29 protein-coding genes and 2 tRNA genes are annotated in these 25266 nt (G+C 63.9%); 18 read left to right on the top strand and 13 right to left on the bottom strand.

What is annotated here, in order from left to right; translation table 11 throughout:
• Positions 1–13: 13 nt before the first annotated feature.
• Positions 14–1138: a site-2 protease family protein gene (locus M0R88_RS04555; protein WP_248655778.1), complete on the bottom strand. Its 1125-nt coding sequence runs from the start codon at positions 1136–1138 to the stop codon at positions 14–16.
• Between the two features lie 217 nt (positions 1139–1355).
• Here M0R88_RS04555 and M0R88_RS04550 point away from each other — a divergent pair, with 217 nt between their 5' ends.
• A complete protein-coding gene (locus tag M0R88_RS04550; protein ID WP_248655777.1) occupies positions 1356–2084 on the top strand; it encodes a C2H2-type zinc finger protein in 729 nt (242 codons plus the stop codon).
• A 22-nt stretch (positions 2085–2106) separates the two neighbouring features.
• On the opposite strand, the gene M0R88_RS04545 is transcribed toward M0R88_RS04550, so the two are convergent.
• Entirely contained in the window at positions 2107–2904 is a 798-nt protein-coding gene (locus M0R88_RS04545; RefSeq protein WP_248655776.1) for an NAD+ synthase, read from the bottom strand.
• A 215-nt stretch (positions 2905–3119) separates the two neighbouring features.
• On the opposite strand from M0R88_RS04545, the gene M0R88_RS04540 reads away from it, so the two are divergent.
• A tRNA-Gly gene (locus tag M0R88_RS04540) sits at positions 3120–3190 on the top strand.
• 124 nt (positions 3191–3314) lie between these two features.
• Positions 3315–4424: a tyrosine-type recombinase/integrase gene (locus M0R88_RS04535; protein WP_248655775.1), complete on the top strand. Its 1110-nt coding sequence runs from the start codon at positions 3315–3317 to the stop codon at positions 4422–4424.
• A 14-nt stretch (positions 4425–4438) separates the two neighbouring features.
• Here the strand turns inward: M0R88_RS04535 and M0R88_RS04530 are convergent, their stop codons facing one another.
• Positions 4439–5242, bottom strand: a complete 804-nt coding sequence (locus M0R88_RS04530) for an SWIM zinc finger family protein (protein WP_248655774.1) — start codon at positions 5240–5242, stop codon at positions 4439–4441.
• Between the two features lie 282 nt (positions 5243–5524).
• Between M0R88_RS04530 and M0R88_RS04525 the strand changes: the two genes are divergently transcribed.
• From M0R88_RS04525 to M0R88_RS04480, 10 genes are all read left to right on the top strand, one after another.
• A complete protein-coding gene (locus M0R88_RS04525; protein ID WP_248655773.1) occupies positions 5525–5875 on the top strand; it encodes a MarR family transcriptional regulator in 351 nt (116 codons plus the stop codon).
• Complete coding sequence (locus M0R88_RS04520; protein ID WP_368409372.1) at positions 5872–6204, top strand: type II toxin-antitoxin system PemK/MazF family toxin; 333 nt, start codon at positions 5872–5874, stop codon at positions 6202–6204. Before M0R88_RS04525 ends, M0R88_RS04520 begins: the two co-directional genes overlap by 4 nt.
• A 169-nt stretch (positions 6205–6373) precedes the next feature.
• Positions 6374–7039, top strand: coding sequence for a nucleotidyltransferase domain-containing protein (locus M0R88_RS04515; protein WP_248655771.1), 666 nt, complete (start codon positions 6374–6376; stop codon positions 7037–7039).
• Entirely contained in the window at positions 7029–7523 is a 495-nt protein-coding gene (locus tag M0R88_RS04510; protein WP_248655770.1) for a DUF8154 family protein, read from the top strand. The genes M0R88_RS04515 and M0R88_RS04510 overlap by 11 nt, the downstream gene beginning before the upstream one ends.
• A gap of 444 nt (positions 7524–7967) precedes the next feature.
• A tRNA-Leu gene (locus tag M0R88_RS04505) sits at positions 7968–8049 on the top strand.
• 215 nt (positions 8050–8264) lie between these two features.
• Entirely contained in the window at positions 8265–10073 is a 1809-nt protein-coding gene (locus M0R88_RS04500) for an SLC13 family permease (RefSeq protein WP_248656755.1), read from the top strand.
• A gap of 96 nt (positions 10074–10169) precedes the next feature.
• Positions 10170–10598, top strand: a complete 429-nt coding sequence (locus M0R88_RS04495; RefSeq protein ID WP_248655769.1) for a DUF7539 family protein — start codon at positions 10170–10172, stop codon at positions 10596–10598.
• 151 nt (positions 10599–10749) lie between these two features.
• The gene (locus M0R88_RS04490; protein WP_248655768.1) at positions 10750–11337 is read left to right on the top strand and encodes a DUF5789 family protein; all 588 of its coding nucleotides are present in this window, start codon (positions 10750–10752) and stop codon (positions 11335–11337) included.
• A 118-nt stretch (positions 11338–11455) separates the two neighbouring features.
• Complete coding sequence (locus tag M0R88_RS04485) at positions 11456–11695, top strand: hypothetical protein (protein WP_368409371.1); 240 nt, start codon at positions 11456–11458, stop codon at positions 11693–11695.
• A 96-nt stretch (positions 11696–11791) separates the two neighbouring features.
• Positions 11792–13141: a sodium/calcium exchanger protein gene (locus M0R88_RS04480; RefSeq protein ID WP_248655766.1), complete on the top strand. Its 1350-nt coding sequence runs from the start codon at positions 11792–11794 to the stop codon at positions 13139–13141.
• A 132-nt stretch (positions 13142–13273) separates the two neighbouring features.
• On the opposite strand, the gene M0R88_RS04475 is transcribed toward M0R88_RS04480, so the two are convergent.
• From M0R88_RS04475 to M0R88_RS04460, 4 genes are all read right to left on the bottom strand, one after another.
• On the bottom strand, positions 13274–13477 hold the full coding sequence (locus M0R88_RS04475; protein WP_248655765.1) for a hypothetical protein: 204 nt from the start codon (positions 13475–13477) through the stop codon (positions 13274–13276).
• Between the two features lie 270 nt (positions 13478–13747).
• The gene (locus M0R88_RS04470) at positions 13748–13933 is read right to left on the bottom strand and encodes a hypothetical protein (RefSeq protein ID WP_248655764.1); all 186 of its coding nucleotides are present in this window, start codon (positions 13931–13933) and stop codon (positions 13748–13750) included.
• Positions 13930–14181 (bottom strand): HalOD1 output domain-containing protein, encoded by a 252-nt coding sequence (locus M0R88_RS04465; RefSeq protein ID WP_248655763.1) that lies wholly within the window; start codon positions 14179–14181, stop codon positions 13930–13932. Before M0R88_RS04465 ends, M0R88_RS04470 begins: the two co-directional genes overlap by 4 nt.
• A 188-nt stretch (positions 14182–14369) precedes the next feature.
• A complete protein-coding gene (locus M0R88_RS04460; RefSeq protein ID WP_248655762.1) occupies positions 14370–15011 on the bottom strand; it encodes a helix-turn-helix domain-containing protein in 642 nt (213 codons plus the stop codon).
• 197 nt (positions 15012–15208) lie between these two features.
• Between M0R88_RS04460 and M0R88_RS04455 the strand changes: the two genes are divergently transcribed.
• The gene (locus tag M0R88_RS04455) at positions 15209–15865 is read left to right on the top strand and encodes a helix-turn-helix domain-containing protein (RefSeq protein WP_248655761.1); all 657 of its coding nucleotides are present in this window, start codon (positions 15209–15211) and stop codon (positions 15863–15865) included.
• Positions 15866–15975: 110 nt separating this feature from the next.
• Complete coding sequence (locus tag M0R88_RS04450) at positions 15976–16329, top strand: DUF7344 domain-containing protein (RefSeq protein ID WP_248655760.1); 354 nt, start codon at positions 15976–15978, stop codon at positions 16327–16329.
• 120 nt (positions 16330–16449) lie between these two features.
• Here the strand turns inward: M0R88_RS04450 and M0R88_RS04445 are convergent, their stop codons facing one another.
• The 3 genes from M0R88_RS04445 to M0R88_RS04435 all read right to left on the bottom strand — a co-directional run bounded on the left by M0R88_RS04445 (position 16450) and on the right by M0R88_RS04435 (position 18185).
• Positions 16450–17031, bottom strand: coding sequence for an Ig-like domain-containing protein (locus M0R88_RS04445; protein ID WP_248655759.1), 582 nt, complete (start codon positions 17029–17031; stop codon positions 16450–16452).
• A gap of 90 nt (positions 17032–17121) precedes the next feature.
• A complete protein-coding gene (locus M0R88_RS04440) occupies positions 17122–17829 on the bottom strand; it encodes an Nmad3 family putative nucleotide modification protein (protein WP_248655758.1) in 708 nt (235 codons plus the stop codon).
• A gap of 68 nt (positions 17830–17897) precedes the next feature.
• Positions 17898–18185: a DUF7577 domain-containing protein gene (locus M0R88_RS04435; RefSeq protein ID WP_248655757.1), complete on the bottom strand. Its 288-nt coding sequence runs from the start codon at positions 18183–18185 to the stop codon at positions 17898–17900.
• Between the two features lie 110 nt (positions 18186–18295).
• Here M0R88_RS04435 and M0R88_RS04430 point away from each other — a divergent pair, with 110 nt between their 5' ends.
• Positions 18296–19564 carry an aryl-sulfate sulfotransferase gene (locus M0R88_RS04430; protein WP_248655756.1) on the top strand — a complete coding sequence of 423 codons (1269 nt, stop codon included), beginning with the start codon at positions 18296–18298 and terminating at the stop codon, positions 19562–19564.
• A 56-nt stretch (positions 19565–19620) separates the two neighbouring features.
• On the opposite strand, the gene M0R88_RS04425 is transcribed toward M0R88_RS04430, so the two are convergent.
• The 3 genes from M0R88_RS04425 to M0R88_RS04415 all read right to left on the bottom strand — a co-directional run bounded on the left by M0R88_RS04425 (position 19621) and on the right by M0R88_RS04415 (position 22396).
• Positions 19621–20724 carry a PQQ-dependent sugar dehydrogenase gene (locus M0R88_RS04425; RefSeq protein ID WP_248655755.1) on the bottom strand — a complete coding sequence of 368 codons (1104 nt, stop codon included), beginning with the start codon at positions 20722–20724 and terminating at the stop codon, positions 19621–19623.
• A 272-nt stretch (positions 20725–20996) separates the two neighbouring features.
• Positions 20997–21248 (bottom strand): DUF7123 family protein, encoded by a 252-nt coding sequence (locus M0R88_RS04420; protein WP_135853640.1) that lies wholly within the window; start codon positions 21246–21248, stop codon positions 20997–20999.
• Between the two features lie 323 nt (positions 21249–21571).
• The gene (locus M0R88_RS04415) at positions 21572–22396 is read right to left on the bottom strand and encodes a molybdopterin synthase (RefSeq protein ID WP_248655754.1); all 825 of its coding nucleotides are present in this window, start codon (positions 22394–22396) and stop codon (positions 21572–21574) included.
• 242 nt (positions 22397–22638) lie between these two features.
• Between M0R88_RS04415 and pyrH the strand changes: the two genes are divergently transcribed.
• Positions 22639–23364: a UMP kinase gene (gene pyrH, locus M0R88_RS04410; protein ID WP_248655753.1), complete on the top strand. Its 726-nt coding sequence runs from the start codon at positions 22639–22641 to the stop codon at positions 23362–23364.
• Between the two features lie 53 nt (positions 23365–23417).
• Complete coding sequence (gene lysS, locus M0R88_RS04405; protein WP_248656754.1) at positions 23418–25229, top strand: lysine--tRNA ligase; 1812 nt, start codon at positions 23418–23420, stop codon at positions 25227–25229.
• The last annotated feature ends 37 nt before the right edge of the window (positions 25230–25266 follow it).

The following is a 25266-nucleotide window of genomic DNA, read 5'->3' as shown; positions in this document are numbered from 1 at the left end:
AAGGGACGCTACCTCACGTAATTATCTCGATCGGAACCGGCGTGAAGCACATGATTCCCAGCACGAACGTCAGGATGCCGACCGCCTTCCGCTTGGGGTCCAACCCCTCGTCGTCGATGGGGTTGGCCGGGCCGACGTAGGCGACGTACGTCGCCAGCAGGCCCCAGACGACCCACAGCACCGAGGCGTTGCTGACCTCCTTGACGTAGAAGACGTAGGCCGCGAGACCGAAGAGCGCGACCGGGACCAGCGCCGCGATGCGCTCCTGTTGCTCGCCGAGGATGGCGCGGACGATGTGGCCGCCGTCGAGTTGTCCCGCCGGGATGAGGTTGAGGAAGGTGATGAACATCCCGACCCAGCCGCCGATGACGACCGGGTTGACCGACTGGCCCGGCGGATACGTCGTCGGCTCGCCGAGGACCGCGGCGATGAACTGCAACAGCGGCGGGTAGCCGAACTCGATCTGGATGACGTTCGGGCCGGTCATCATCTCCGCCGGGACCGTCTCGGGCGGGAGCGAGAGACCGATTGCCGTCACGACGATAGTCGCCGCCAGCCCCGCGAGCGGTCCGGCGACGCCGATGTCGAACAGCGCCTCGCGGTCGGGCATCTGGCCTTTCATCCGAATCACCGCGCCCATCGTCCCGATGAGCGAGGGCATCGGGATGAAGTACGGCAGGGTCGCGTCCACGCCGTGGTAGCGCGTCATGACGTAGTGGCCGAGTTCGTGGGTGAGTAAGACGCCGACGACCGCGGCGGTGAACGGCCACGCTCGCAGAATCGCCAGCGGATTCTGGCCCAGCGTCGCCGGGTCGATGTGGTACCACGCCCGACCGGCGTACAGCGTCGAGAGGACCGTCAGCAGGAAAAGGACGACGTTCGTCCACGGAATCCCGTCGATGCTGTTGTCGGTCGGTTCGGCGACGAGGACGTACTCGCCGGTCTCGGTGGTCAGTTGCACTTCGTAGCCGTGTTCGCGGAAGAGGGGCCACGCAGCTTCGAGCAGTCGTTCGCGGGAGACCAGCGGTTCGCCGTAGTACACCAGCCGGTCACCGTCGCGGCGGGCTTCGTAGACGCGAAATACGGCACTGAGTCGCTCCAGCGATGGACCGTCGGCGGGCGGGTCGGTCGAACCCATTCGGGTTTCGCTACGGTTCGGACAGTGATAAACCCCGTGACGGGACGCGGTAATCGAACCTTGCTCGAAGCGAAATCGGCCGGGCGGCCACAAACCGCTCCGGCCACGAACCCACCGCCCGGTCACAAACTCCCTCGGGTGTGACGTCCGCTCTGCGCCGACGGTCCGACCCCGTGCGGCGCAAAGACTGAATGGTTCTGGCCCGTACTCGGACGGCATGGGGGAGGAGTCAGACGCGGGGGACCAGACGACGGAAAGCGAGCGGTGCGACCACTGCGGGGCGACTTTCGACGACGAGGAGGGCTATTTGCGCCACCTGAGTACCGAACACGGCGACGACCTCGGACCGATAGAACAGCGCCGCGTCGATAGCCTCCGATTCGACGACGACGGGCCGACGATAGCGATGTACGGCGGCGCGGTCGGCGCGCTCGCCATCGGCGTCCTGCTGGCGTACCTGCTCTTCTTCTCCGGCGGCGAGGCGGGCGGCGCTGGCGGGCCGGACGACGCGGGCGGCACGCCGGACGCGAGCGGCCTCACCCGACCGCAGGCGGTGGGGTCGGTCCACTACCACGGGACCATCGAGGCTACCATCGGCGGCCAGCAACTCGACTTCGGCCGCCAGCGGTTCCAGTTGCAGGCCGACGCCTTCCACTTCGAGAACGGCGAGGGTCGGCGCTGGCACGTCCACGCCGAGGAGGTGACGCTCGCGTGGGCGATGCAGACGCTCGGCATCGACGTGACGAACGGGACCGTCAGCTACCGGGGAACGACGTACGGCGACGACCCCGGCGAGACGGCACGCGTGCTGGTGAACGGCGAATCCGTGACCCCCACCGAGTACGTCCTTCAGAAGGGCGACCGGGTCCGCATCGTGGCGAACGCCTCCGCAGGAAACTCGTCGTCGGCAAACGCATCGGCGGCGAACGGGTCTGGGTCGGCATAACGGCCCACCGACGATTCGCCGCTCACTCGAGCGGGTCGGGGGAGGGCGGCACGCGGCGCTTGTGCTGGCTTCGCTCGACCATCCCTCTGATAGTCCGGACCTGCTCCTCGGTCACGTCGTCGAGTTCGCGCGCCGTGGCGGCGACCGACAGGGGACCGTCCACGTGGAGCGCGAGGATGGCATCGAGCGCGTCGTATCCGATGCCCAACTCCTCCTCGTCGGTCTGTCCCGCCCAGAGACCGGCAGTCGCGGGCTTCTCGACCAACTCCTCTGGCACGCCGACGTGCGCCGCAAGCTGGCGGACCTGCTGTTTGTAGAGGTTCCCGAGCGGGTGGCAGTCCACCGCGCCGTCGCCGTACTTCGTGAAGTAACCGACCAGCGCCTCGCTCCGGTTCCCGGTGCCCAACACCAGCGAGCCCTCGTGGTTGGCCACGAGGTAGTTCAGCACGGCACGGGTCCGGGCGCGGGCGTTGCCGACCGCCAAGCGGTCGTCCTCGGCCTCCGAGTAGGTGTCGAGGAACTCGTTCACGATGGGGTTTATCTCGAACACGTCGTAGGGAATGCCCAACTCCTGTGCGACCCACTCGGCGTCGCTCATGTTGTCCTCGCGGCTGACCTCGCCCGGCATCACCAACCCGCGGAGGTTCGCCTCGCCCAGCGCCTCGACGGCGAGGTAGGCCGTGAGCGTGCTGTCGATGCCGCCCGAGAGACCGAGGACCGCCTGGTCGGTACCGGCCGCTTCGGCCGTCTCGCGGATGAACCCGACGAGGTGGTCCCGGCGCGCTTCGAGTTCCGACTCGGAGAGTCGCAGGTCTATCATGGCGTTCGCTAGGGGTGGCGACGACTAAAAGACGTGTGTCAAGTCGAGATTTCTGGACGAATGGGCACGTCTTTCCGGCGCGAAGGGCCGGGCTGAAGCGCTACGTTGAAGTACTGGGGAGCGATACGGTGAAACGCGAACGCAGTGCGCCGGTGGTGAGCAAATTCGCAGGATTTGCGAGCCTCGGCGTACGAGTGAGCGAAGCAAAACGCAGTGCGCCGGTGGTCTAGTGGTAGGACATGAGCTTCCCAAGCTCATAGCCCGGGTTCAATTCCCGGCCGGCGCATCCGGGTTTCTCTTGGTCGAACTCAGGTGTTTGAGAGCTACTCATCTCCCATCGATGGGTGCGTAGCTCATTACCCTGGGTCAATCCGATTATGGTCAACTTACCGTAGCGAATACCACTACCAATGCCAGAGAAATACCGAGACGTTCCACTGACGACGCAGAACTCCGAAGCGCGACTCAACCAACGGCAACTCACGTCGTACCGAGCACACCGACGGCGACTCATCGACTGGATGCTCGACGAGGGAAAAGACCCGGCTCGCGGAGACGGATACGCTCACTCGACCGCCACGATGCGCGCCTATCGACTGGACAAATTCTATCGCGCCGTCTGGACTGCTGAACGCCGCTACACGGAGGGCATCACGACTGCCCACGCCGATGCGTGGCTCGAACACATCGACGAGCAGGCGTACACCGAGAGCTACAAAGCCGCCTGCTCGAAGGCACTGGTGACGCTCTTCGAGTGGAAAGCCGCCGAGAGCAATACGCCGATGACCTGGGAACCAACCAAGCGCTTTTCGTCCACGCGGGCACGACAGCCGCGGGACTTCTTCACCAAGGACGAACGGAATCGACTCCGCGAGGCCGCACTCGAAGTCGGGTCGGTACCGAACTACTACGACGTCCCCGCGAGCGACCGAAGCGCGTGGACGGCCTATCTCGCCCAGCGCTTCGGGAAGCCGAAGAGCGAAGTCACGCCCGACGACTGGCAACGAGCGAACAGTTGGAAGATTCCTTCTCTGCTGTGGGTCACACTCGACGCTGGCTTGCGGCCAATCGAAGTCGAGCGCGCCCGCGTGTCGTGGGTCGATACGGAGAACGCGGTGTTACGGATTCCGAAAGAGAAGTCGGCGAAGAACCACGAGAACTGGCAGACGAGCCTCCAACGACGGACGGTACTAGCGGTGGAAAAGTGGCTTCACGAGCGGACCCTTCGGTCGATGTACGAGGAGACGGACGCGCTCTGGCTGACCAAGCACGGGAATCCGTACGGGAGTCAAGCGTTGAACCCACTTCTCCGGAAGGTCTGCGACGTCGCCGGAATCGATCTCACGAACCGCGATCTCACATGGTATTCGATCCGCCACTCGGTCGGTACGTACATGACCGAGGAGCGCGGTCTCAAGGCCGCAGCGACTCAACTCCGGCACAAGACGATCCAATCGACCATCAAGTACGATCAGGCACCACTCGAAGCCAGACACGAGGCCTTGGAACGGATGGAGTGAATGGAATCTACTCCTTACAGCTCTCCTCGAAGGTTATCCAATGCCCTCTCGTACTCCGGTTGGAAGTAGTCCGTCCCCGACGTTGCACGTTCGGACAGGAACTCCACCTGATCTTGTAATTCGCCTGAACCGAGGTCGGCGTTCTTGACGCAGTCGACGTACGCGTCGAGCGCGGTCGAAAACGTTCGCGCGTAGTGGTCGTACGCACCATCCACGAGGTGCATGTGTTCGTCGATACTCGTCACGAGCGCCCGGAAGATGGTGGTGGCGGATCGGTAGTCACCACGCTTTCGATACTGCTCGGCGAGGTCGGTGAACCGAGAGAAGTCGATACCGAACACGATAGTCGGAGAGTCCCGCGTGTGTTGCTCGAAGAGCTGATCGATTTCCGTGCGGTAGTCGTCGACCGACTCGGCCGGGGATTCGCCGAAGCGAGCGAAAAAGCGTTCACGCAGACTCGGATTTCGAACGAGTTCGTCTCGAACGAAGTCCCGGAGTTGGTCGTGGGGAATCGCTTCTAACAGCGCATCCGATTGCTTCCCGACGTCGGCGGGGAGGTCGTCGGTGAGCGCGAGCAGTACTGCGACGACGTGTTTGCACACACCGGGACCGGCGTACGGACAACTGCACGTGGGGCCGAAGTCCGGGGCGCTCAAGTCCACGGTCACGTTGTACCGCCGCGTTCCCTGAACGAGTGCGGTGACCGTCTCTCCAGTCCGCGTAAGCTGATGGATTCGCCCTTCCTCGCGGTAGGTCACGCCGCGCTCGAAGACGGCCTCCGTACAGAGGTCCCGGATGTCGCGTTCGGCAACCGTCACAGTTTCGCCCCGTCTGGCAACACGACGACCGCAGTGACATTGAATCCACCGCCCGGACCGAGAGTGGGTCCGCATACGTCTCGCGTCCCGGTCCGTGGAGCGTCTGTATCGGTGGACGGAAGGAACCGCAATACGGATTCTCGACGCGCTCCATCGAGAGCCACCGACCGTGAGTCGTCGTTCGACCAGTCGGCTGGTCGTCTTCCGTTTGGGTCGAACCCCGACTGTCGTGACGTAGCTGACGGGGGAACGGTTATGACACTGAAGACAGTACTGACATACATGCCGATCGATATCGAGACCTTCAGTGACGCCAGCGACGAGGAGCTCACGGAGGTGACGAACGCCGAGAAGGTCGTCCGGTTCCTCCACCGGAACGACGACAAGGCGTTCACGCCCTCCGAGATCGCGGAGAGAGCAGGCGTAAAGAAGAGTTCGATAAGCACCGTCCTCCGTCGGCTCAGGGAGCGGAATCTCGTCGAACACAAGGGGGACTACTGGGCGATCGGAGACGAGGAGACGGTCCGAGAGGCGTTTCGATTCCACCGGACTATGGCGGACCTAGACGACCGGTTCGGCGCAGAAGACATCGACGAGTGGCGGGATCACGCCGCGGCGAGCCGAGACGAATGAGTTGGGAACGCGGGGACGTCGTGGTCGCAATCGACCCGTTCAAGGACGACGAGACGGCTGGCCGTCCGTTTCTCGTGATCAGTGACAGCGAGACGCCGTTTCACGGCGACCAGTACATCGCGCTTTCGCTGACGACCCGGACGTGGCACGACGAACGGATTCCACTCGAAGACGAGCACTGGACGGATGGCGGCGCTCCAAAGTCCAGTTCTATTATGCCGTGGTCGGTGAACGCCATCAAAAACGAGTGGATTGATTACCGACAGGGAGCACTCCGTGAGGATGTCGTCGAACGGGCGGTCGCCCACGTGGTAGAGTACATCGATTAACTAGTCGATACGAGTATCTATCTCTATCTTTCTTCGAGGAGAGACTCCCGTCGTTCACGACGGGGAGGATGTCCCTCCATCGAGTGTATCGACTCGATCGAAATCGGAGGAGTGGATGAAGTTCCCCTACATATATAAATAACAGTCACTAAGAGTGACGTGTGTCTCTATGAGTGACGAGATGAGCGGAGTTTTCCTCGAAGTCCCACTCCCCGACGAACAAGTCTTCCGCTACAAGGCGGCAGACGACATCCTCGAACTACTATACCGAAACCCACACCGAAAGTTCACAGTAACGGAACTCCGGAAGACCACTGACCACGGCGGAAAATCTGTAGATAACGCCATTCAGATACTCGACAGCCTGGATCTCATACAGAAAGAGCGGGACGGCCGGCGCTCGCTCATCAGAATCAATCAGGAAAAAATTCGAAAACCCGATGACCCACTTCTCGAAATCCCGCAAGAAGAGTTCAGGAAACCAGTGCGAGCGTTTGTCGAAGCTGCCATGGAAACACAGGGGGACAACCTCGTCGGCATACTCGTATTCGGAAGCGTCGCGAGAGGAGAAGCCGATCGCGCTAGCGACATCGACGTACAAACCATCGTAAAAGACGATCTCGTGGCGGCACGGAGAGAACTCCAAGACGTTCGCCAACAGATTGAGAACCAGACGTTCGACGGCAACCGGTACGAGATACAACTTCTCGTCGAATCGGTCGAATCCAGCAAAAACTACGGCGGGAAGCTTCAAGAAATCTTCTCCCAGGGAATTTCCATCTTCGCTACCGACGAACTCCAAGCGGTGCAGGAGACGGTTTTCCATGGAGAATAGTGAAATTGAAGATCTTCTCGACCAAGCAACGTCACTGTTTGAACGCCCAGGCGAGAACTTCGAAGCAGGGTTAGACGTCGACGACCCGGACTTACTCCAACTCCGGAAAGCCTGTCGCCTGATAGACGCGGCCAAGTTCCTCCAAGATCGAAACGGCTACTACACCGTAATCGTCGAGACGAGCTTCGCAGCAATCGAGAGAACCATCCAATTCTACTTACTCGATACCGGTCTCCTCCACGAAGACGAGTACGTCAACCACGCCGAGGTCTACGAACGCGGAACCGAGGCAGGACTCTATAGCCAAGAATTCGCCGGAAAACTCGACAACCTCTGGCGGAACAACCGCTCCGACACGTACTATCGCGAAGGAGTCGCCACGGAGGAGAGAGCCGAGAAGATGCTGGAACTCGCCGATGCAATCCACGGTCACATCCTCCACCTCGCCGGAGAACAACACGAATGCGTCTGTGACCACCAATAAGCTGCGAGTTCACGGCGATCCGAAATCACATCTGATTCCACCCCCGTGGATAAGTTCGGAACTTATCCAGCCGGTATTTCATCAGAAGGCTTTCGAACGTAATTTCTACGAATTGTGGATTTCAGCTGGTGTCGTAGCCATCTCCCAGTTCTTATACGCTTCGATTGTTTCGAGGGAAAACTACCGTCTGACAGAACGATACAACTAGCGGACAGGAAAATCCGGGTTTTGGCTACTATCATGGTTTCAAATCAGCGATTGAGGGTTGGAAATGGACTCGGCTGAGACGAATAAGCTGGGAGTTCACGGTGCGGGTCTTTATAAAATACCGGATAGTACTACGAGCCGAGGAACTCGGAACCGCCAACGAGCGAGAATGCCAGACGGAGCGTCGATCTTGGGTTGGTCGCGTGTGAAAACGTGCTGGAAGAACGAGGGTTTTCGGGGTAGGTGACAGAAGATTTCGCACGTGTGACACGTCATGCTTCCCAAGCTCATAGCCCGGGTTCAATTCCCGGCCGGCGCACTTCTCAAGGGTTCTTCCGCTGGCTTCCGAATTTCCAGTGCAACCCACGTGACCCGAACCGAGGCTCACAGACCCGACAACAGACACTTAGCAGGACGCTCCGGGTCGGTGTAGACACCAGTCCTTTTCCGTCGGTAGCGTCTCGTTTTGGTATGTCGTTCTCCGCAGCGTCGCTGGCTCTCCAAGGCCCAGCCTCGACCTCGGTGACGGGCGATATGCTCGTGGTTTTCGCCCTCATTCTCCTCGCCCTCGTGCTATTCGCGACCGAGCGGCTCCCCATCGACGTTACCGCCATTCTGATAATGGTGCTGTTGATGGTGCTCGAGCCGTGGACGCAGATCTCCCCCCGAGAGGGCATCTCGGGCTTCGCTAACCCCGCGACCATCACCGTACTGGCCATGCTCATTCTGAGTACCGGAATCAATCGAACCGGTATCGTCCAGCTTCTCGGCCGGAAGATGGCCACGTTCGCCGGGACCGACCGGCGCAAGCAACTCGCCGCGACCATCGGCGTCACCGGCCCGGTCTCGGGAGTCATCAACAACACGCCGGTCGTCGCCATTCTGGTTCCGGTCATCGCCGACCTCGCGCACGAGGGCGAGACCTCACCGTCGAAGTTGCTCATGCCGTTATCGTTCGCCTCGATGCTCGGGGGGACGCTGACGCTCATCGGCACCTCGACGAACATCCTCGCGAGCGATATCGCGGCCCAACTCGGGGCGGAGTCACCCGGTCTCGACTTGTTCGCGTTCGGGATGTTCGAGTTCACCAAACTCGGGGTCGTCGTCTTCGCAGTCGGCGCCCTCTATCTCATGACGGTCGGCGTCTGGCTGCTCCCCGAACGGATTCCGGCCGACGAGGACCTCGTCGAAGAGTACGCCCTTCAGGAGTACCTCGCAGACGTCGTCGTTCCTGCGAACTCGTCGTTGGTCGGGGAGACCATCGACGAGGCGTTGGGAGACGACGACCTCGACATCGACGTGTTACAGTTGCTCCGAGACGGGGACCGCTTTGGCGACTCGCTGGCGAGCAAGGAGATTCGCGAAACGGACACGCTCCGACTCAGAACGAACCGGGAGACGCTCGAACGCATCATCGACGCGGAGGGACTCGTCCTCTCGGGCGGTCCGCAGGCCGAAGACGACCTCCACCCCGACGAGGAGGAACCCGTCCTCGTCGAGGTCGTCATTCCGTCGGGGTCGGTCCTCGTCGGCGAAACCCTGGCGAGTTCGACCTTCCGACAGCGCTACGACGCGAACGTCCTCGCGTTTCGGACCCGCGGTGACGTCGTCCGCGACCGGTTCGAGGACATCCGCATTCGCGTCGGTGATACCCTCTTGGTGCAGGCCCCACCCGACAGCCTCACGCGACTCGTTCAGAACGAGGACTTCATCGTGGCCCACGAGTTCGACGAGGTGACCTATCGGAGCGACAAGATTCCGTTCGCGGTCGCCATCATCGCCGGCGTCGTCGCCCTGCCAGCGCTGAACGTCCTCCCGATAGTCGTCTCGGCGTTGGCAGGCGTCGTGGCGATGATCTTCACCGGCGTCCTCGAACCGACCGAACTCTACTCGTCGGTCGAGTGGAACGTGATCTTCCTCCTCGCCGGTGTGATTCCGCTCGGCATCGCCCTCCAGCAGACGGGGGCCGCCGCACTTCTCGGGGAGACCGTCGCCTCGACGGCGACGTTCCTGCCACCGATCGGCGTCCTGTGGGTGTTCTATCTCGCGACCGGCCTGTTGACGAGCGTCATCAGCAACAACGCGAGCGTCGTGTTGATGATTCCGGTGGCCGCCAACGCCGCGCAGGCGATCGGGGCGAACGCGTTCGCGTTCGTGTTGGCCGTGACGTTCGCGGCGTCGACGGCGTTCATGACGCCGGTGGGCTACCAGACGAACCTCTTCGTCTACGGTCCCGGCGGCTACAGGTTCTCGGACTTCCTCCGGGTCGGGGCACCGTTGCAGTTCCTGCTCTCGATAGTCACCGTCCTCGGAATCGCGTTCTTCTGGGGCGTCCGTGCGTGATTCGCGCGGTCTCGCTCGGCGTCGCACGCCGCGGTCACACGTCCGGTTCGTCGGCGTCGTCCGAACGTTGATTGACTTGGCTGGCATCCTAGAGGCATGGTCGAACTTCCAGACGAACGGCAACTCGTCGTGCGGGCGCGTTCCCAGTTGGAGGACTGGACGAGAAGCGCCCGGAGAGAGGCGTACACCGAACTGTTCGAAGGTGACGATTCGGTCCTCTCCCCCGAGGAAGTGCGACTCCTCGACGCACTCGACTCCGAACTGGAGCGGCGGGGTGGCGACGGTGTCTGGGGGACCGACCAGTACGGCATCCACACTGCCGGGACCACGGGTGCAGACACGTCACTCGGAGTCGTCTGCGTCTATCACCCACAGATTACCGAGGACTCCGTGCTTCGAGGAGTCGACGATTTGGACGACGAGACCGAGGAGCGACTCAACGCGGCGCTCTGGCGATACAGCGAGCGAGTCGCGACACTCGTCGAAGCGAAACTCGACGAGTTCGCCCGCCGGACGCAGGGCTAGCCGCGCGTTCTCGCGGTTCGTCAACGTCGTGGACTCGACCGGGGAATCGGCGGCGAAGTCGCCGAACCCTCGGTTTCGACGGCCGCCCGTTGCGTTCGGAACGCCCGTCCTCGACCACAGGACTATCCGGATGGAGGACCAATATTACGAGATGGCAGACAACAAATCGGGGCGAGACGAGCAAGCGGACGACGCCGACAGACGCCAGCGGGAGCGTAGCATCGCCGAGGAACTGGAGCGGGGGGACGAAACGGAACCGCCAGTCGAAACGGGAGTACTCGCAGACCTCGAGTCGGTAGCGTTCCCGGCGACGGGAGCCGAGGTCGTCGATGCGGTCGGCGACCGCGAGGTCGAATCGGCCGACGGGACGTACACCGTCGAGGAACTGATTCCGGACACGGACGCAGAGACGTTCGATTCTCCTGCCACCGTCCGAATGCGGGTCCAGCGGCCGACGGTCGCCGCCGCCATGAAACGGGTCGCGGAAGCCAGCCGGACGCTTCCGAACGCCGATTTCCGGGGGTCACAGCGCGAGGCCTACGAGAAGACGTTCCAAGAGCTCGAAGCGATAGACGCCGATGACGACGACGAAGGAGTGCAGGCGGTCGGCGACTGGGTCGTCGAGCAGGTCCGTGCCAAAGAGAAGCTTCCGGGGTCTCGGGCGGTCCGCAGGCGAGCGGCGAAGTTCTGTCGGTCGAACGGGTACCAAGTCCGGAACGACGAGTGGCTCGGTATATAGTCCACCGACCAGTCGGCGAGCGCGAAACGGACTGGGGACGAGGACAGTCCGGCGCGAGCGATTGTCGCTCTCCCTGACACATGAAGACCGTTATTCCAGTGGAGAACTAACTACGGGCATGTCGCGATACGAGGCTTCCTTCGAAATAGATTCGAAAACCGACGCGTACGCCGTGCGACGCATCCTATCGCAGGTGTACGACGCGGTCAGAGAAGAGATTCGCAGCGTCCGAGAGGGTTCGGACGACGCCAGCGAACTCCTGCGCGAGTTCGAAGCGCTCCGAGAGGAAGCGAAGCGTCCCGCACCGGGGAGACTGACGATTACCTACGAACGATACGACGACGAGTTCGACGATTGAGATCACGCCCGGTTTTGACAGTTCCGCTACCCGTGTCCGAATCCGTACCGCTGACGGGCACAAGAAGTAGGTACGTGTCCCGCCGTTATCGAACTGATGCTCGATCGGTTTCGTCACCCACTTGTCGCTGTCGCCGTCGCGCTGGTACTGACAGTCCCATGGATCGGAACGTTCGTCTCGTCCGGCGGATACGGAACCGTGCATCCGGGCGAAAACATCGCGCCAGCCACGTCCGTCATCGTCGCTGGCCTCGCAATCGTGGGTGCGGCATTCCTGCTCGCGTGGGCGACCGAGACCGCCGAAAAGGACGTTCCGCAAGCGTTCGCCATCGCGGTGCTGGCAGTGCTCGCCGTGGCCCCCGAGTACGCCGTCGACGCCCTCTACGCGTGGCAGGCCGGTGCTGGCTCTAGCGAGGCCGCCAACCTCGCAGTGGCCAACATGACCGGTGCGAACCGTATTCTCATCGGTCTCGGATGGTCCGGGATTGCGCTGTTCACCATCTACCGCGCGAAGCGCACCGCCGACGCGGCGGTCGAGTACCGCTCGGGATTCCTCGCAAACGCGGTCACTCTCGACCGAGACGTCGCCACCGAGATTACGTTCCTGTTCGCCGCGACTGCGTACGCGTTTTTCGTCCCCCTGAGTGGCGGTATCGGACCGCTCGATACCCTCGTCCTCGTCGGACTGTATCTGCTCTATCTCCTCGTCGTCATCCGCGGTGACGTTGACGCGTCCGAGGAACACGTTGGCGTTCCCGCGTACTTCCAGCAGTATCCGAAAGCACGACGGATTGCAGTCGTCCTCTTCGGTTTCGCGTTTTCGGGCGCGATAATATTCACCGCGGTACATCCGTTCGCCGAGGGACTGGAGCAGTTGGGGCTACAGTACGGCATCCCCGAGTTCTTCATGATTCAGTGGCTCGCACCGCTGGCCTCGGAGAGCCCCGAACTCATCGTCGTCGCCTATCTGGTGAACAAAGCGCGCTCGACCGCCGGGTTCAATACGCTCATCTCCTCGAAACTCAACCAGTGGACGTTACTCATCGGGACGCTCGCCGTCGTCTATTCCATCTCCGCTGGCGCTATCGGAACGCTCCCGTTCGATTCGAAACAGGCGGCAGAGATCTGGATCACCGCCGCTCAGAGCCTCTTCGCGATCGCCATACTGACGAACTTCGAAATCAGCACTCGCGAGGCGGTCACACTGCTCGTCCTGTTCGCTACGCAGGTTCTCGCGGAATTCTACGTGATTCGGACCTACGCCGAACCGGCCGCGACGCGGATCAGTATGTCCATCCTCTACGCCTACACCGCGGTATACGTCGTCCTCGGTGTCGGACTGCTCATCGCTCGGCGCGAAGGTGTCCGCGAACTCCTCAAGCGAAGTACCTCGAACGCTCGGACCGCGTTAGGAGTCGGGACGGGTCAGACCGAGTACACGGATTGACAGCGATACGGTGACGGAGATAGATAGCCCGGTGGCGAGTGAACCGGACGACTGTCTGAATCGAGGGTGACGAATCACCGGGAGACGTGAAGTCCGGCGTGAAAGTCGTAGAGGGTAGTATCGGCCGACGGTTCAGTCGGTCGAGACGGGTCGTTCGGCAATCACCAGCGCCTGTAATGCCGACCGGATGTGATACTCTTTCTCCGAGCGCACGTCCGCGGCTAGCGCTTCTTCGAGATGACCGCTTGCCAGCCTCCGAATTCGACTGTCGGTCGGTAGCGTGTGGTTCTCCTCGTCGGCCTGCGGTGTGGTGCCCACAGATGCCCGCTGTTCCATGGGGTAACGTAACGCACTCCGACCGCATGTTTCCACGCCATGGTGAACGAGGGTGTACTTGTTTCCACCGCTCACCGAGCGACGAGAGCCTCACCCGCCGAGCCACCAGCCGTAAAGTTGTTCCTGCTCGTCAGTGTCCAGACGTCTTCGATTTGCCGTAGGGCTTCCCCTTGAGGGGCCGGCCTTCTCGTCGCACTTATTTCGCGAAGGTGGCCCAGAACGTGGAAGGACTCCGATGGCGAGTAGACCGGTACAACCGGGTGAGGACGTTCACGCTGATTCCTCGTCTTTCTCCACTTCGGTGACGATCACGTCCCAGTCCGGATGTTCGGTATCGTTTCGGCACTCCCACCCGCCTTCGACATCGATTCCGCTGGCGTGCGCCCGCCGGAGGAGCGCTTTCAGTTTCGCGTTCAACGCGTCGGCGGACGTGAGCGGGGTCTCTTCGGTGGTCACTCGTGAACCACGTCCTCGCTCGAGTCGTCGGACCGGTCGTGCGGTAGCGGAGCGACCGAGACGGTACCGTAGCTGTGGACGGTGATCACGTATTCCGCTCTGGTTACCGTGACCGAGACATCTCCGTCCGTCGCACCCCGAACGCGGACGAGTTCGTCGAGCGCGTCGGCATCGAGGTAATCGTGGAGCGGTTTCAGGTCCGTCGGGTCTCGGTCCACCACCTCCGATAGCGCCGCCACGACGGCCATGCTGGGGGGAATCGTCGCTTGGTCGTACTCGAACCGATGCGTCCCCGAGCCCCGATGATACGTTTCCGAGTCCAACGCGACACCGATCGGCGTAGTAATCATTACGCGTGTCCTAGCGGCCTCGGCCGGGTTATCTTGACTTCTGATTATACAGGGGGTATATAAGTGCCTGCGCGCTGCGGCCGGACCTACTGCCGGACGAGCGTCGCGGCGATGAGCCGTCGATGCCCGCGTCGCAGTCGGGAGGAGAGCGACTGCTGAGTGATGCCGAGTTCCTCGGCGATGTCTTCGAGCGACGCCTCGCGCGGTGAATCGAAGTACCCGCGCTCGTAGGCCAACACTAACGCCTCTCGCTGGGTGTCCGTCAACTCGTATCCCTCTCCCTGTATCGGGAGCAACGCGTGTACGGCGGTGATGTCGATCGGGATGTCGTGTTCCTGGCAGTACGTCCGAAACTCACTCACGTCCTCCTGACTCTCGCCGCGCACCTCGAACTTCCACCCGTCGTTCGTCCCGACTCCCGAAAGCGTAACGAGGTGCGTTTCGGCGAGGGCGCTCAGGACGCCGACGTACTCTCGGTCCCACTCGGCCCGCATGAGATACTCGTTCTCGACGCTGTCGATGAGTTTGATGCTGGTCACGCCAGCGTGGGCGTTGAACGCGGCTTCGATGTCCTCGGCGTCCGCGCCACGAACCCAGAAGTACGGGATAATCCGGGTCTCGTGCGGGATGAGTCGCTCCAGTTCGACCGTCACCGCCGGCAGAGTTTCGAAGATCGTTCCTAGCGGAAACTCGTCTGCTGGACTCGTGAACTCCATTACGGTCGCCATACCGAACGGTTCGTGTCGAAGGCCGATAACCCGCGTGGGTGGTGTACCAAGCCGCGACCGCGCTGGCCGCACACGCGACGGTGACGACTTCGTGAGCGAAACCGGAGGGCGGTTCGCGACCGGATTCGAGAGGGCTTGGTGCATCATGCCGTCTCGTTTTGTACGGGCATGACCAACCAAGGTACCAAGAGCGAGTAATGAGTGTCATTGCCGAATTTCGGGTCCCATCTGCCGACTTCGAACTCGGACGGATTCTCCGCGTCGAGGGCGTCACGTCCATCGAACTCGAGACCCTCGTCCCGATCGGGGAGGCCGCCGTTCCGCTGTTCTGGATCCACAACTCGACACGCCAGTCGTTTCTCGAAACCGTCCAACGCCATCCGGCAGTCAACGACGCGACGGAGGTGGACGTGTTCGAGGACCGGACGCTCTTCACGCTCGACTGGGACGCCAACCACGACCACCTCTTCCGGGGAATCAACGAGAGTAACGGACAGCTCTTGAGCGCCACCGGAACTCCCGACGCGTGGGACTTCGAGCTTCGGTTTCCCGACCACGACGCCCTCAGCGGGTTCACGGCACACTGCGAGGACGCGCAGGTCTCCGTAGAGGCGATTCGGGTGTACAACCCGACGAAACCCGACGCGGGTCAGTGGTACGGCTTGACCGACCCCCAGCGCGAAGCGATTACGCTCGCCGTGGAGATGGGATACTACGACATCCCGCGGGGGTGTACCACGAAGGAACTCGCGGACGAGCTCGGAATCTCCGACCAGGCCGTGACGGAACGACTCCGTCGCGCCATCGTCGCGCTGGTCACGTACACGCTCGCTCCGTCCGAATCGGCGGAGTGAACCGCCGATATCCCTCGTGTACCATGGCGAAGACCCACGGAGCTTGCAGGTCATTTAACGCGTATGCACCGCTCGCTGAACGCAGCGCGCTTCCCGTTCGGAGTGACGAAATGACGAACAGTTCCGCGGAGACGAGAGACACGATTTCCCCCGACGCGGTTCTCTCGGCCGTCGCCGACGACCACCGACGGGCCGTCCTTCAGATTCTGAACCGGACCGACGGGGGCGTAATGGAGATGAGTGCGCTCACGGATGCGGTTGCCGAACACGTGCGAGACGGAGAACCGCCGGACGACGACCAGCGACGACGCGTCCGCACTGCACTCCATCACACCCACCTCCCGAAACTGGAAGCGTGCGAGATGGTCGTCTACGATGCCGAAACCGAGCAGGTCCGAAACGTCGCTGACGAACTGGGCCAAGAACTACTGGCGCTGATTGCCCCGTACGAAACTCGCCGGTGACTCCGCCCGTCACGTAGAGGCGCTTCGCGCGCGTCAGAGCGTGTCGTTCCGTGAGGTCGCGCGCCGCAGGTGCGGCGTGCCAGCATTCGAAGCGGTCGGCACGAACGTCCCGCTCGCGTCTCAGATAGCCACGAACCCGAGATACACCTCGCCGTCCTCGGAGACGTGGACCGAGAGCGCGTCCTCGGGGTCCCGCGAGGCGACCGCCCACTCCTCGGTCGCGCTCGCGTCGCCGACTTCGACCGACACCTCGTAGGTGCCCGCCGACGGGAAGTCGAGGTCGCGCTCGACCGACTCGTTGGCCGCGAGGTCCACCGACACCTCGACGGTCACGGTCGAGTCGTTCGCGTCCACGACGCGGACCGTGACGGTTCGCTCGGTCGGTCCCGCGTTCGAGACCCGGAGTTCGTAACCCACGTTCTTGTCGTACGTCGCCATCGTCGTCTGGGCCGTTCCGTTCGTCGCGTTGCTCGTAGAGGCGTTCGTCGTAGCGGCGTTCGCCGCGGTTGCTCCGGTTCCGCCCGTCGCAGCTCCAGTCGTCGAACCGGTCTCCGGGGCGGTCGTCGTCCCCGGCGGCGGAGCGAGGACGCGCTCTGCGCTCGTCGTCTGCGTCGTCTCGCCGGTTCCACCATCGGTGGACGGGCCCCCACATCCTGCGAGAAGGACGCACACGACGACCGCCAGAATCCATCGGCTCGCCATCGACCGTACCTTCCCGTCCGCGAGCAAATGTCTTGTGGGGCCGTCGCGGGAGTCGGTCTCGGGTCGGTCCGGGCCGAAACGAGACCCCGGCTACTCGTCGCCGTCCGCGACCAGTTCCAGCAGTTCGGCGGTCTCGGGTTCGCCGAACTTCATCGGTCGTCGCCACCACGGTCCCTTGCCCGAGTCGCTGGAGAGGTCGGTGACGAGGCGGTTGGCCGTCGCGCCCTGCTCGGGCGAACTCAGCGGAACCGCGGTCTCGTAGAGGCCCGACTCCTCGTCGTCGCCCGCCAGCAGGACCGCGGCGTCGAACTCCTCGCGCTTGACGTGGGCGTTGTTCCGGAACCGTCGGCGCTCGTCGGCGGGCAGGTCGGGGTACGCGTCGCCGGCCACGGGGTCGCGCGCGAGGCGGAACTGACCGACGAGGTACGCGCCCCACTCGGGGGAAATCCAGTCGCGCTCGGGGGTGCCGCGAGTGGTCAACGTCGCGTAGAACAGCGCGTAGTCGCCCTCGCGCAGGTCGAGCAGCGGCCGGGCCTTCACGCCGTGCGGGTCGCCGTAGGTGTACGCCTCGCACTCGGGGTACTCCGCGAACTCTGGGTCGAGGTGGACCGGCGCGTCCGCGGCCCCTTCGGGTAGTTGGGTGTCGAGGTCGAGGTCGGCGTAGGTCGGGACGGTCTCGCCGGTCGGCGACTCCTCGGGGATGGGGACGAACTCGAAGCGTCCGTCGGGGTAGATCGGGCCGCGGACGCCCGGCGCGTTCGTGTTGGCTCCGACGTTGATGGCGACTGCGCGGGGCATTCGAGCGTTCCGAGGAGTGCTACCGGGAAGTGATTGTCGCTCTCCGGGTTTCGACGCCGGAAGCCCGTTCACCGCGCCGACATCGGACTCACGCAGTTCCGGCAGTAGGTGTACCCCGTGTCGTTCTCGGCACCGCACCGCGGACAGACCACGACCGAGGGGTCGTCGCTCTGGCGTCGGTCCTCGAACTCCCGGACTTCCTCGATAGGAGCCTCCTCGACGGGGGTCGTCTCCCGGTTCGGCGGCGTCGAGCGGAACAGCGGCGCGTCCTCGTCGCTCCTGAGATAGCGATAGATTAGCAACTGGAGGAGCGCGAAGAGGAGCACGTAGAGGACGATCCAGCCCCAAACGCCCATACCGTGCCATACGGTATCATGGTACTTTGCTCTTCTGTCGGTTCCGAGGGCGGGTCGGCGACCGAACCCAGACCGGCAACCCTTAACCCGGCCAGTCGAGAGGAAAATGCATGGAGCGACGACGGCGGATGCGGCATCTCGCGTGGGCGGTGCTGCTGTTGGGACTGGCGCTCGGCGTGCAAGGGTTGGCGGCCAACCAGAGCGTGTCGGCGAGTTCGGCCGCCGACGGTCCCTACGAGGGCCACACGCTCGTCAGCGTCCAGAGCTACGGTCTCGACGGAAAACTCCTCGAACTGAACGAGGAGAGCGAGGTCGTCTGGAAGTACGACCCGCCGAACTCGCGGGTGTTCGACGCCGAGCAGTTGGACAACGGTAACTTCCTCGTGGCGGTGACGACCAAACTGCCGCCAAGCGAGTGCCCGGAGAACCAGCTCGTCCTCGTGCCGGGCCACTGTATCGAAGCGAAGGTCCTCGAACTCGACTACGAGACCAAGGAGGTCGTCTGGAACTACTCGTGGTACGACGAGAAGATAACCCACCACGAGGTCCACGACGTGGACCGCCTCGAAAACGGGAACACTGCGATCGTGGATATGGGTAACGACCGGGCGCTCGTCGTGAACGAGTCGGGCGAAATCGTCTGGGAGTGGCACGCCGAGAACCACCTCGGAGAGGGCACCGCGTTCCGCGAGAAGTACGGCGGCCCCCCGAACCCCGGCGGCGAGGCCGACTGGACCCACGTCAACGACATCGACAAGCTCGAAAATGGTAACTTCCAGCTCTCGATTCGCAACTTCGACGTGGTGATCGAGGTGGCCCCCGAGACGAAGAACATCACGAACGTCGTCGGCGCACCCGGCAAGACCGAGGTCCTCGACCACCAGCACAACCCCTACAAACTCCGCGGCGGGACCCTGTTGGTCGCCGACAGCGAGAACGACCGCGTGGTCGAGTTGAACGCGACGACCGACGAAATCGTCTGGCAGTACGGCGGCCGTGGTCTGCTCCACTGGCCGCGGGACGCCGACCGCCTGCCGAACGGCAACACGCTCATCGTGGACACCTTCAACAACCGCGTCGTGGAGATAAACCAGCGCGGCGAGGTGGTCTGGAAGTACGAGGGCGTCATGATGCCCTACACCGCCGACCGCCTCTCGGTCCCCGAGGAGGACCACGAGACGGTCCCCGGAACCGAACTCCGGAGTCGCTACAGCGGCGTCAGCTCGCTCGAAGGCACGCTGAAGCAGGCCGAGGCCTACGCCGCGTTCGTCTTCCCGACGTGGGTGAAACTGCCCGAACTCCTCACGCTCGCGGGGATGGTCGTCTGCGGTCTCGTCTTCCTGCTGGACCTGAGCCTCGCCGTCTTCCGCCGCGAGTAGGAGCGCGGCCGTCGGTCTCTCGGACGCCTCTCACTCTCGTTCTGCCGCTCAGCTCCCTACTGCTGCTCGAACGGCTGAATCCGAAGCACGCGGTCGTCTTGGGGCGCGGGCGTTCCGCGGCCGTCCCGGTTGCTGGTCGTCACGTAGAGGTGGTCGTCCGGCCCGGTGAACGTCGTCCGGAGGCGGCCGTACTTCCCGTCCAGCACGCGCTCTTGCTCGACCACTCGATTCCGGTCGTCGATGCGGACGCGATGAAGGTGGGTTCCGGCGAGCGTCCCGAAGAAGAAGTCGCCCTGCCAGTCGCCGACGGGACCGTCGTAGAAGGTCGCGCTTCCGGGGGCGATGGTCGGCGTGTAGGCCGCGATGGGGTCGGCGAACCGGTCGCCGTCGCTCGGTCCCGTGACCTCGGGCCAGCCGTAGTTCTCGCCGGCGCGTAGGACGTTTATCTCGTCGCCGGTCGAGGGACCGTGTTCCGTTGCGAACAGCGTCCCTTCGCGCCACGCCAACCCCTGCGGGTTCCGGTGGCCGTAGGTGTACGCGGCGTTGCCGAAGGGGTTGTCCGGGTGAGGTTCGCCCTCGGGCGTCAGTCTGAGTACCTTCCCGGCCAGCGAGTCGCGGTCCTGCGCGAGACTCCCCTGACCGGCGTCGCCGGTCGTCACGAAGAGGTTCCCGTCGGGACCGAACGCGATACGGCCGCCGTCGTGGATGGACGCGCCGGGAATCCCGTCGAAGACGACCGACTCGCGGGCGAACCCCTCGGAGACGCGATGACGGACCACGCGGTTGGTCAGGCCCGACTCGCCCTCGTAGGTCTGGTAGGTGTACGCCAAGTCCGGGTCGTCGGGATGGAGCGCGAACCCCAGCAGGCCGCCTTCGCCGTGGGCCGCCACCTCGTCGGTGAGGTCCGCGACCTGCTCACTGCGGTTGCTCTCGCGGGCGACGCGCTGGATGCGGCCGGGACGCTCGGTGACGAAGAGGTCCCCGTCGGGCGCGACGTCGAGACCCCACGGCACCTCCAGTTCCATCGTGACCGTCTCGATGCGGAATCGCGGCTCGTCGGTCGTGGTCGGCTGTTCGCTCCCGGCGGTCCGCAGACAGCCGCCGATACCGACCGTGCCCGCTACCGCGGCCAGCGACCGCAGGTACGAACGCCGCTTCATGGGCAGACCAACGATACCGCGGGAGAAAAACGGCGTGGTTCGTGGGTCGGCGTGACGGGGACGGTACGGTCGGCGTGACGGGAGGGTCGCGGAGCGACTCGGAGATGCACGGCTGTTCGGGACCGTCTGAAGCAGGAACTCGTGCGGGCGAACCCGCACGGAAGAAGGGAAGTCGCGTCCGAATAGGGACCAATCGGACGGCGCACGCAACGATTCGACTCGGTTCGAGACGACGCGACTCGACCGCGCGAGCGGTCACGCGGTTCGACCGTCTACGCCGAGCAGACGCGCCACGTCGTCGCGCTCGTGTACGACCACTTCTCGATTTCGAGATCGGTCGCCGAGTCCTTGAGCTTGACCATCAGTGCGCCGATCTCCTTCGCGGAGAGACCGACTTCGTCCGCGATGAACTTGCTCTTGAAGTACATCTCCCCGTCGTCTGCTTTGGACCGGAGGAACTGCTTGAGGCGCTGTTCCTTGGACTGCGGTTCCGGGGCGTCGGAGGGCTGGGTAGTTGCGCTCATCGTCGTTTCCACGTAAGCAGGGAGGGATGATATAAAGGGGAGACGGTTAGTGTCGTTTTCCGACGATTTCGGTCATAAAATCTACACGAGGCCGGAAAATGGGGTGAAACTGACTTTTTACGACGTTTTCTACGACCTTTTTATCGTTCAAAAGTAATTCTAAGTCTTTGTTTCGGGGACACCGCGCCTAGCCGAGAACGCCGTGCGAGAGACTGACATTGACCCCGTGAGGAGCGAGGGAATCGGCGAGACCGAGAGAGTCGAGCGTCGGGTCGGTCGAGACTACGCGGCCGAGTGGCGTGAGAAAAACGTCCGGAAGCGTCTCAGGACTGCTCGTGGACCCAGAACTGCTCGTCGGTCGTGACCTCCTTCTTGAAGATGGGCACCTCGTCCTTGAGCCGGTCGATGCCGTCCTCGACCGTGCGGAACGCATCTTCGCGGTGGCCCGCCAGCACCACGACGAACACGATGTCCTCGCCGTACTCGATGACGCCCGTGCGGTGGTGCATCACCACGTCGAAGACGCCCTCGCGCTCCTCCAACTCCGTACTGATGGCGTCCATCCGCTCCTCGGCGACGCCCTCGTACTTCTCGAATTCGAGGAACTGGGTCGGCTCGTCGTCTTCGTCCTCCTTCGCGCGCACCCGGCCGGTGAAGGTGGCGATAGCTCCCGAGTAGGGCGCGTCGTCGGACCGCTTCACGTCGGCGACCAGCGATTCGAGCGTCTCGTACGGTTCGGTGTCGGCGAGTCGGTCGCGGACCTCGTCGGGGTCCACGTCGGCCGGCGTGTCGGCCACTACGAGGGTCTCGCCCGGCTCCTCGGATTCGGCGTCGTCGGCCGTCCAGTCGTCTGCGTCACCGACGACCACTCGGGGCGCGTCGGCCTCCGGAAAGCCGACGAGGAGCGCGTAGTCGTAGTCCGGCGCGAGGTCCGCCAGCAGGTCGTCCAGCGACCGGTCGCGCCCGGTGGCCGTCCACCCCTCGGGGTCGAGTTCGTACGCGGCGTCCGCGGGCTCGTCGTGGGGTTCGACGTTGGTCTCGGTCCGGTGGACCTCCGCGACCCGACCCGTCTCGCAGAGGCGGGTCGCCAACCGGTCGGCGACGCCTCGGGCCGCCGAATCGCGGCCGACGACGCTCAGTACGTGCATACTCCGGTTTTGGACCGGCGCGCGCTTGTAGCCTTCGGTGGACTCGAAGCGGTCGAGAGTCAGTGATGTGACCGCGACGCGACGGCACAGCGGGCTGTCGCCGACGGGAAGGAGTCTACCGCCATCGCGTGCGTGACGTGAACGGGACTCACTTCGAAGTGCCTTCGCGGTGACGAAAATCGGGGCGTCGCTCCCGCCAGTTGGCAATCCTTAAGGCCGCGTCCGGGCAATAGCGCGACAGAATGAAAGTAGTCGTCTCCATCGGCGGGAGCGTCCTCGCGCCGGACCTCGGGTCCGAGCGGGTGCGCGCCCACGCCGACGTAATCGAGGACCTCGCCGCCGAAGGCTGTACCGTCGGGACCGTCGTCGGCGGCGGCGGCGTCGCCCGCGAGTACATCGCCAGTGCGCGCGACCTGGGAGCCAACGAGATAGAACTCGACGACATCGGCATCGACGTGACGCGACTGAACGCGCGCCTGCTCATCGCGGCGCTCTCCGAGCAGGCCGCGCCGAGTCCGCCCGAGGACTACGAGTCGGCGGGCGCGGCGATGCACCGCGGCGACATCGCGGTCATGGGCGGCGTGACGCCGGGCCAGACCACCGACGCCGTGAGCGCGGCCTTGGCGGAGTACACCAACGCCGACCTGCTGGTCTACGCGACCAGCGTCCCCGGCGTGTTCAGCGACGACCCCAACGAGACCGACGACGCCCAGAAGTACGACGAACTCACCGCGAACGAACTCGTAGACGTCATCGCGGGACTGGAGATGAACGCCGGGAGTTCCGCCCCGGTGGACCTGCTCGCGGCGAAGCTCATCGAGCGGTCGGGCGTGCGGACCATCGTCCTCGACGGCACGGACCCCGAGCGCATCGCCGACGCAGTGCGCTACGGCGAACACGAGGGGACCGACGTACTGCCCGAGGGTGCCGACGACCAGATGACCTACTGGGTCCAAGACGAGTCATGAGCGACGAGTCCGCCGACGAGTCCGCGGGAGTCGGCTCCGACGCCGCCCGCGAGATGCACCCCGACGACGACCCCTACGTCCTGCAAGGCCCGCAGCCCCACGCCTTCTGGGCCGAATCGGTCGCCGAGAAGATTCTGGACCGGAATCCCGACGAGCCGATAGTCGTCAAGGGCGGCATCTCGCCCTCCGGCGTCCCGCACCTCGGAAACATGAACGAGATCGTCCGGGGCTACTTCGTCGCCGAAGCCCTCCGGGACCGGGGCTACGAGGTCCGGCAGGTGTTCACCGCCGACGACCGCGACCCGCTCCGGAAGCTCCCCCGGAAGCTCGCGGACTTGGACGGCAACATCGTGGAACTGGGCGACGTGAACGCCGGCGCGCTGGGCCGGAACCTCGGTAAGCCCTACACCGAGATTCCGGACCCCTTCGGGTGCTGTGACTCCTACGGCGAACACTTCTCGAACCTCATCGAGCGAAGCGCCGAACTGCTGGGCATCCCGGTCGAGATGGTCTCGAACACCGAACTCTACGAGGACGGCGAGTTCGAGGACCTGACCCGTTACCTGCTGGAGAACCGGGAGACGGCACGCGAAGTCCTCTCGCACTATCAGGACAAGGTGGACGAGAACTACGTCCCGTTCAACCCCATCTGCGAGGACTGCGGCAAGATAACCGAGACCGTCACGGCGGTCCACCCCGACGAGGGCACCGTCGAGTACGTCTGCACCGACATGGAGGCGGGCGACCAGACCATCGAGGGGTGTGGCCACGAGGGGACCGCGACGTTCCGCGAGGGCAAACTCCCGTGGCGCTTCGAGTGGCCCGGCCAGTGGCAGGTGCTGGGCGTGGACCACGAACCGTTCGGCAAGGACCACGCCGAAGGCTCGTGGCCCAGCGGGAGCGACGTGGCGCGCAACGTCCTCGACGTCGAACCGCCGGTCCCGATGGCCTACGAGTGGTTCACGCTCGACGGCGAGGCGTTCTCCTCGTCGTCGGGCCACGTCGTCATGGTCCAGGACGTGCTGGAGATGATCGAACCCGAGGTCCTCCGGTACTTCTTCACCAAGGACCCGAGCAAGGCGCGGGACTTCAGCGTCGAACACTTCGACCACCTCGTGGACGACTTCGACGCCTTCGAGCGCACCTACTACGCGGACGACCGCGACGGAGACGCCCACGAGAGCGACGCCGGAGAGTCCGACGCCGACGCGACCGACGCCGACGAGAAGGCCTCGGAAATCGCGGCGGCCGCCTACCCGCCGACGATTCGGCCGACGCTCGCGGCCCGCTTCGACGCCGACGGCGAACCGGTTCCGGCCTCCGACGAGAAGAGCGTGCCCGTCACCGACGACGACCGGCGCGCGCAACTGGACGCGCTCGCCGACGAGACGTTCGGCGAGCGCGTCCGCCTGCCGTACACGTTCGCGGCGGTCCTCGGGATGACCGACGACCCGGCCCTCCGCGAGGAGATCGCGCGCCGCGAGGGTCACGTTCCCGACGATGCGCCCGAGTGGGTGACGGAGTTCGCGCTCTCGCGGGTCGTCCGCGCCCGTGAATGGGCGCGGCGAACCGGCAACGAGTTCGACTACGAACTCAAGCGCACCGAGATGCCCGCCGTCGAACTGGACGACGAGACCGAGGCCGCGCTGGACGAACTCGCCGACTTCGTGGCGGGTCACGACGACCCCGACGAGATTCAGGGCGAAATCTACGAGACCGCCAAGCGCCACGACATCGACATCGGCGAGTTCTTCTCGGTCGGCTACCGCCTCTTCTTCGACGAGGAGCAGGGACCGAAACTCGGTCCGTTCCTCGCCAAACTCGACGAGGAGTTCGTGCTGGCGCGACTCCGCAGAGAGGCGTAGGAACCGCCTAGCCCCTCTTCAGGGCCACCATAACAAA

This window comes from Halorussus gelatinilyticus (genome assembly GCF_023238445.1).
Taxonomy (GTDB): Archaea; Halobacteriota; Halobacteria; order Halobacteriales; family Haladaptataceae; genus Halorussus; species Halorussus gelatinilyticus.
The sequence above is the reverse complement of the archived record's forward strand: the minus strand, read 5'-3'. Positions and strand labels throughout refer to the sequence as shown.

Bases quoted from the DNA above. Each gene is read 5' to 3' on its own strand.
- M0R88_RS04555 (WP_248655778.1), bottom strand. From the start codon at position 1,138: ATGGGTTCGACCGACCCGCCCGCCGACGGTCCATCGCTGGAGCGACTC.
- M0R88_RS04550 (WP_248655777.1), top strand. From the start codon at position 1,356: ATGGGGGAGGAGTCAGACGCGGGGGACCAGACGACGGAAAGCGAGCGG.
- M0R88_RS04545 (WP_248655776.1), bottom strand. From the start codon at position 2,904: ATGATAGACCTGCGACTCTCCGAGTCGGAACTCGAAGCGCGCCGGGAC.
- M0R88_RS04535 (WP_248655775.1), top strand. From the start codon at position 3,315: ATGCCAGAGAAATACCGAGACGTTCCACTGACGACGCAGAACTCCGAA.
- M0R88_RS04525 (WP_248655773.1), top strand. From the start codon at position 5,525: ATGCCGATCGATATCGAGACCTTCAGTGACGCCAGCGACGAGGAGCTC.
- M0R88_RS04520 (WP_368409372.1), top strand. From the start codon at position 5,872: ATGAGTTGGGAACGCGGGGACGTCGTGGTCGCAATCGACCCGTTCAAG.
- M0R88_RS04515 (WP_248655771.1), top strand. From the start codon at position 6,374: ATGAGTGACGAGATGAGCGGAGTTTTCCTCGAAGTCCCACTCCCCGAC.
- M0R88_RS04510 (WP_248655770.1), top strand. From the start codon at position 7,029: ATGGAGAATAGTGAAATTGAAGATCTTCTCGACCAAGCAACGTCACTG.
- M0R88_RS04500 (WP_248656755.1), top strand. From the start codon at position 8,265: ATGCTCGTGGTTTTCGCCCTCATTCTCCTCGCCCTCGTGCTATTCGCG.
- M0R88_RS04495 (WP_248655769.1), top strand. From the start codon at position 10,170: ATGGTCGAACTTCCAGACGAACGGCAACTCGTCGTGCGGGCGCGTTCC.
- M0R88_RS04490 (WP_248655768.1), top strand. From the start codon at position 10,750: ATGGCAGACAACAAATCGGGGCGAGACGAGCAAGCGGACGACGCCGAC.
- M0R88_RS04485 (WP_368409371.1), top strand. From the start codon at position 11,456: ATGTCGCGATACGAGGCTTCCTTCGAAATAGATTCGAAAACCGACGCG.
- M0R88_RS04480 (WP_248655766.1), top strand. From the start codon at position 11,792: ATGCTCGATCGGTTTCGTCACCCACTTGTCGCTGTCGCCGTCGCGCTG.
- M0R88_RS04475 (WP_248655765.1), bottom strand. From the start codon at position 13,477: ATGGAACAGCGGGCATCTGTGGGCACCACACCGCAGGCCGACGAGGAG.
- M0R88_RS04465 (WP_248655763.1), bottom strand. From the start codon at position 14,181: ATGGCCGTCGTGGCGGCGCTATCGGAGGTGGTGGACCGAGACCCGACG.
- M0R88_RS04460 (WP_248655762.1), bottom strand. From the start codon at position 15,011: ATGGCGACCGTAATGGAGTTCACGAGTCCAGCAGACGAGTTTCCGCTA.
- M0R88_RS04455 (WP_248655761.1), top strand. From the start codon at position 15,209: ATGAGTGTCATTGCCGAATTTCGGGTCCCATCTGCCGACTTCGAACTC.
- M0R88_RS04450 (WP_248655760.1), top strand. From the start codon at position 15,976: ATGACGAACAGTTCCGCGGAGACGAGAGACACGATTTCCCCCGACGCG.
- M0R88_RS04445 (WP_248655759.1), bottom strand. From the start codon at position 17,031: ATGGCGAGCCGATGGATTCTGGCGGTCGTCGTGTGCGTCCTTCTCGCA.
- M0R88_RS04440 (WP_248655758.1), bottom strand. From the start codon at position 17,829: ATGCCCCGCGCAGTCGCCATCAACGTCGGAGCCAACACGAACGCGCCG.
- M0R88_RS04435 (WP_248655757.1), bottom strand. From the start codon at position 18,185: ATGGGCGTTTGGGGCTGGATCGTCCTCTACGTGCTCCTCTTCGCGCTC.
- M0R88_RS04430 (WP_248655756.1), top strand. From the start codon at position 18,296: ATGGAGCGACGACGGCGGATGCGGCATCTCGCGTGGGCGGTGCTGCTG.
- M0R88_RS04425 (WP_248655755.1), bottom strand. From the start codon at position 20,724: ATGAAGCGGCGTTCGTACCTGCGGTCGCTGGCCGCGGTAGCGGGCACG.
- M0R88_RS04420 (WP_135853640.1), bottom strand. From the start codon at position 21,248: ATGAGCGCAACTACCCAGCCCTCCGACGCCCCGGAACCGCAGTCCAAG.
- M0R88_RS04415 (WP_248655754.1), bottom strand. From the start codon at position 22,396: ATGCACGTACTGAGCGTCGTCGGCCGCGATTCGGCGGCCCGAGGCGTC.
- pyrH (WP_248655753.1), top strand. From the start codon at position 22,639: ATGAAAGTAGTCGTCTCCATCGGCGGGAGCGTCCTCGCGCCGGACCTC.
- lysS (WP_248656754.1), top strand. From the start codon at position 23,418: ATGCACCCCGACGACGACCCCTACGTCCTGCAAGGCCCGCAGCCCCAC.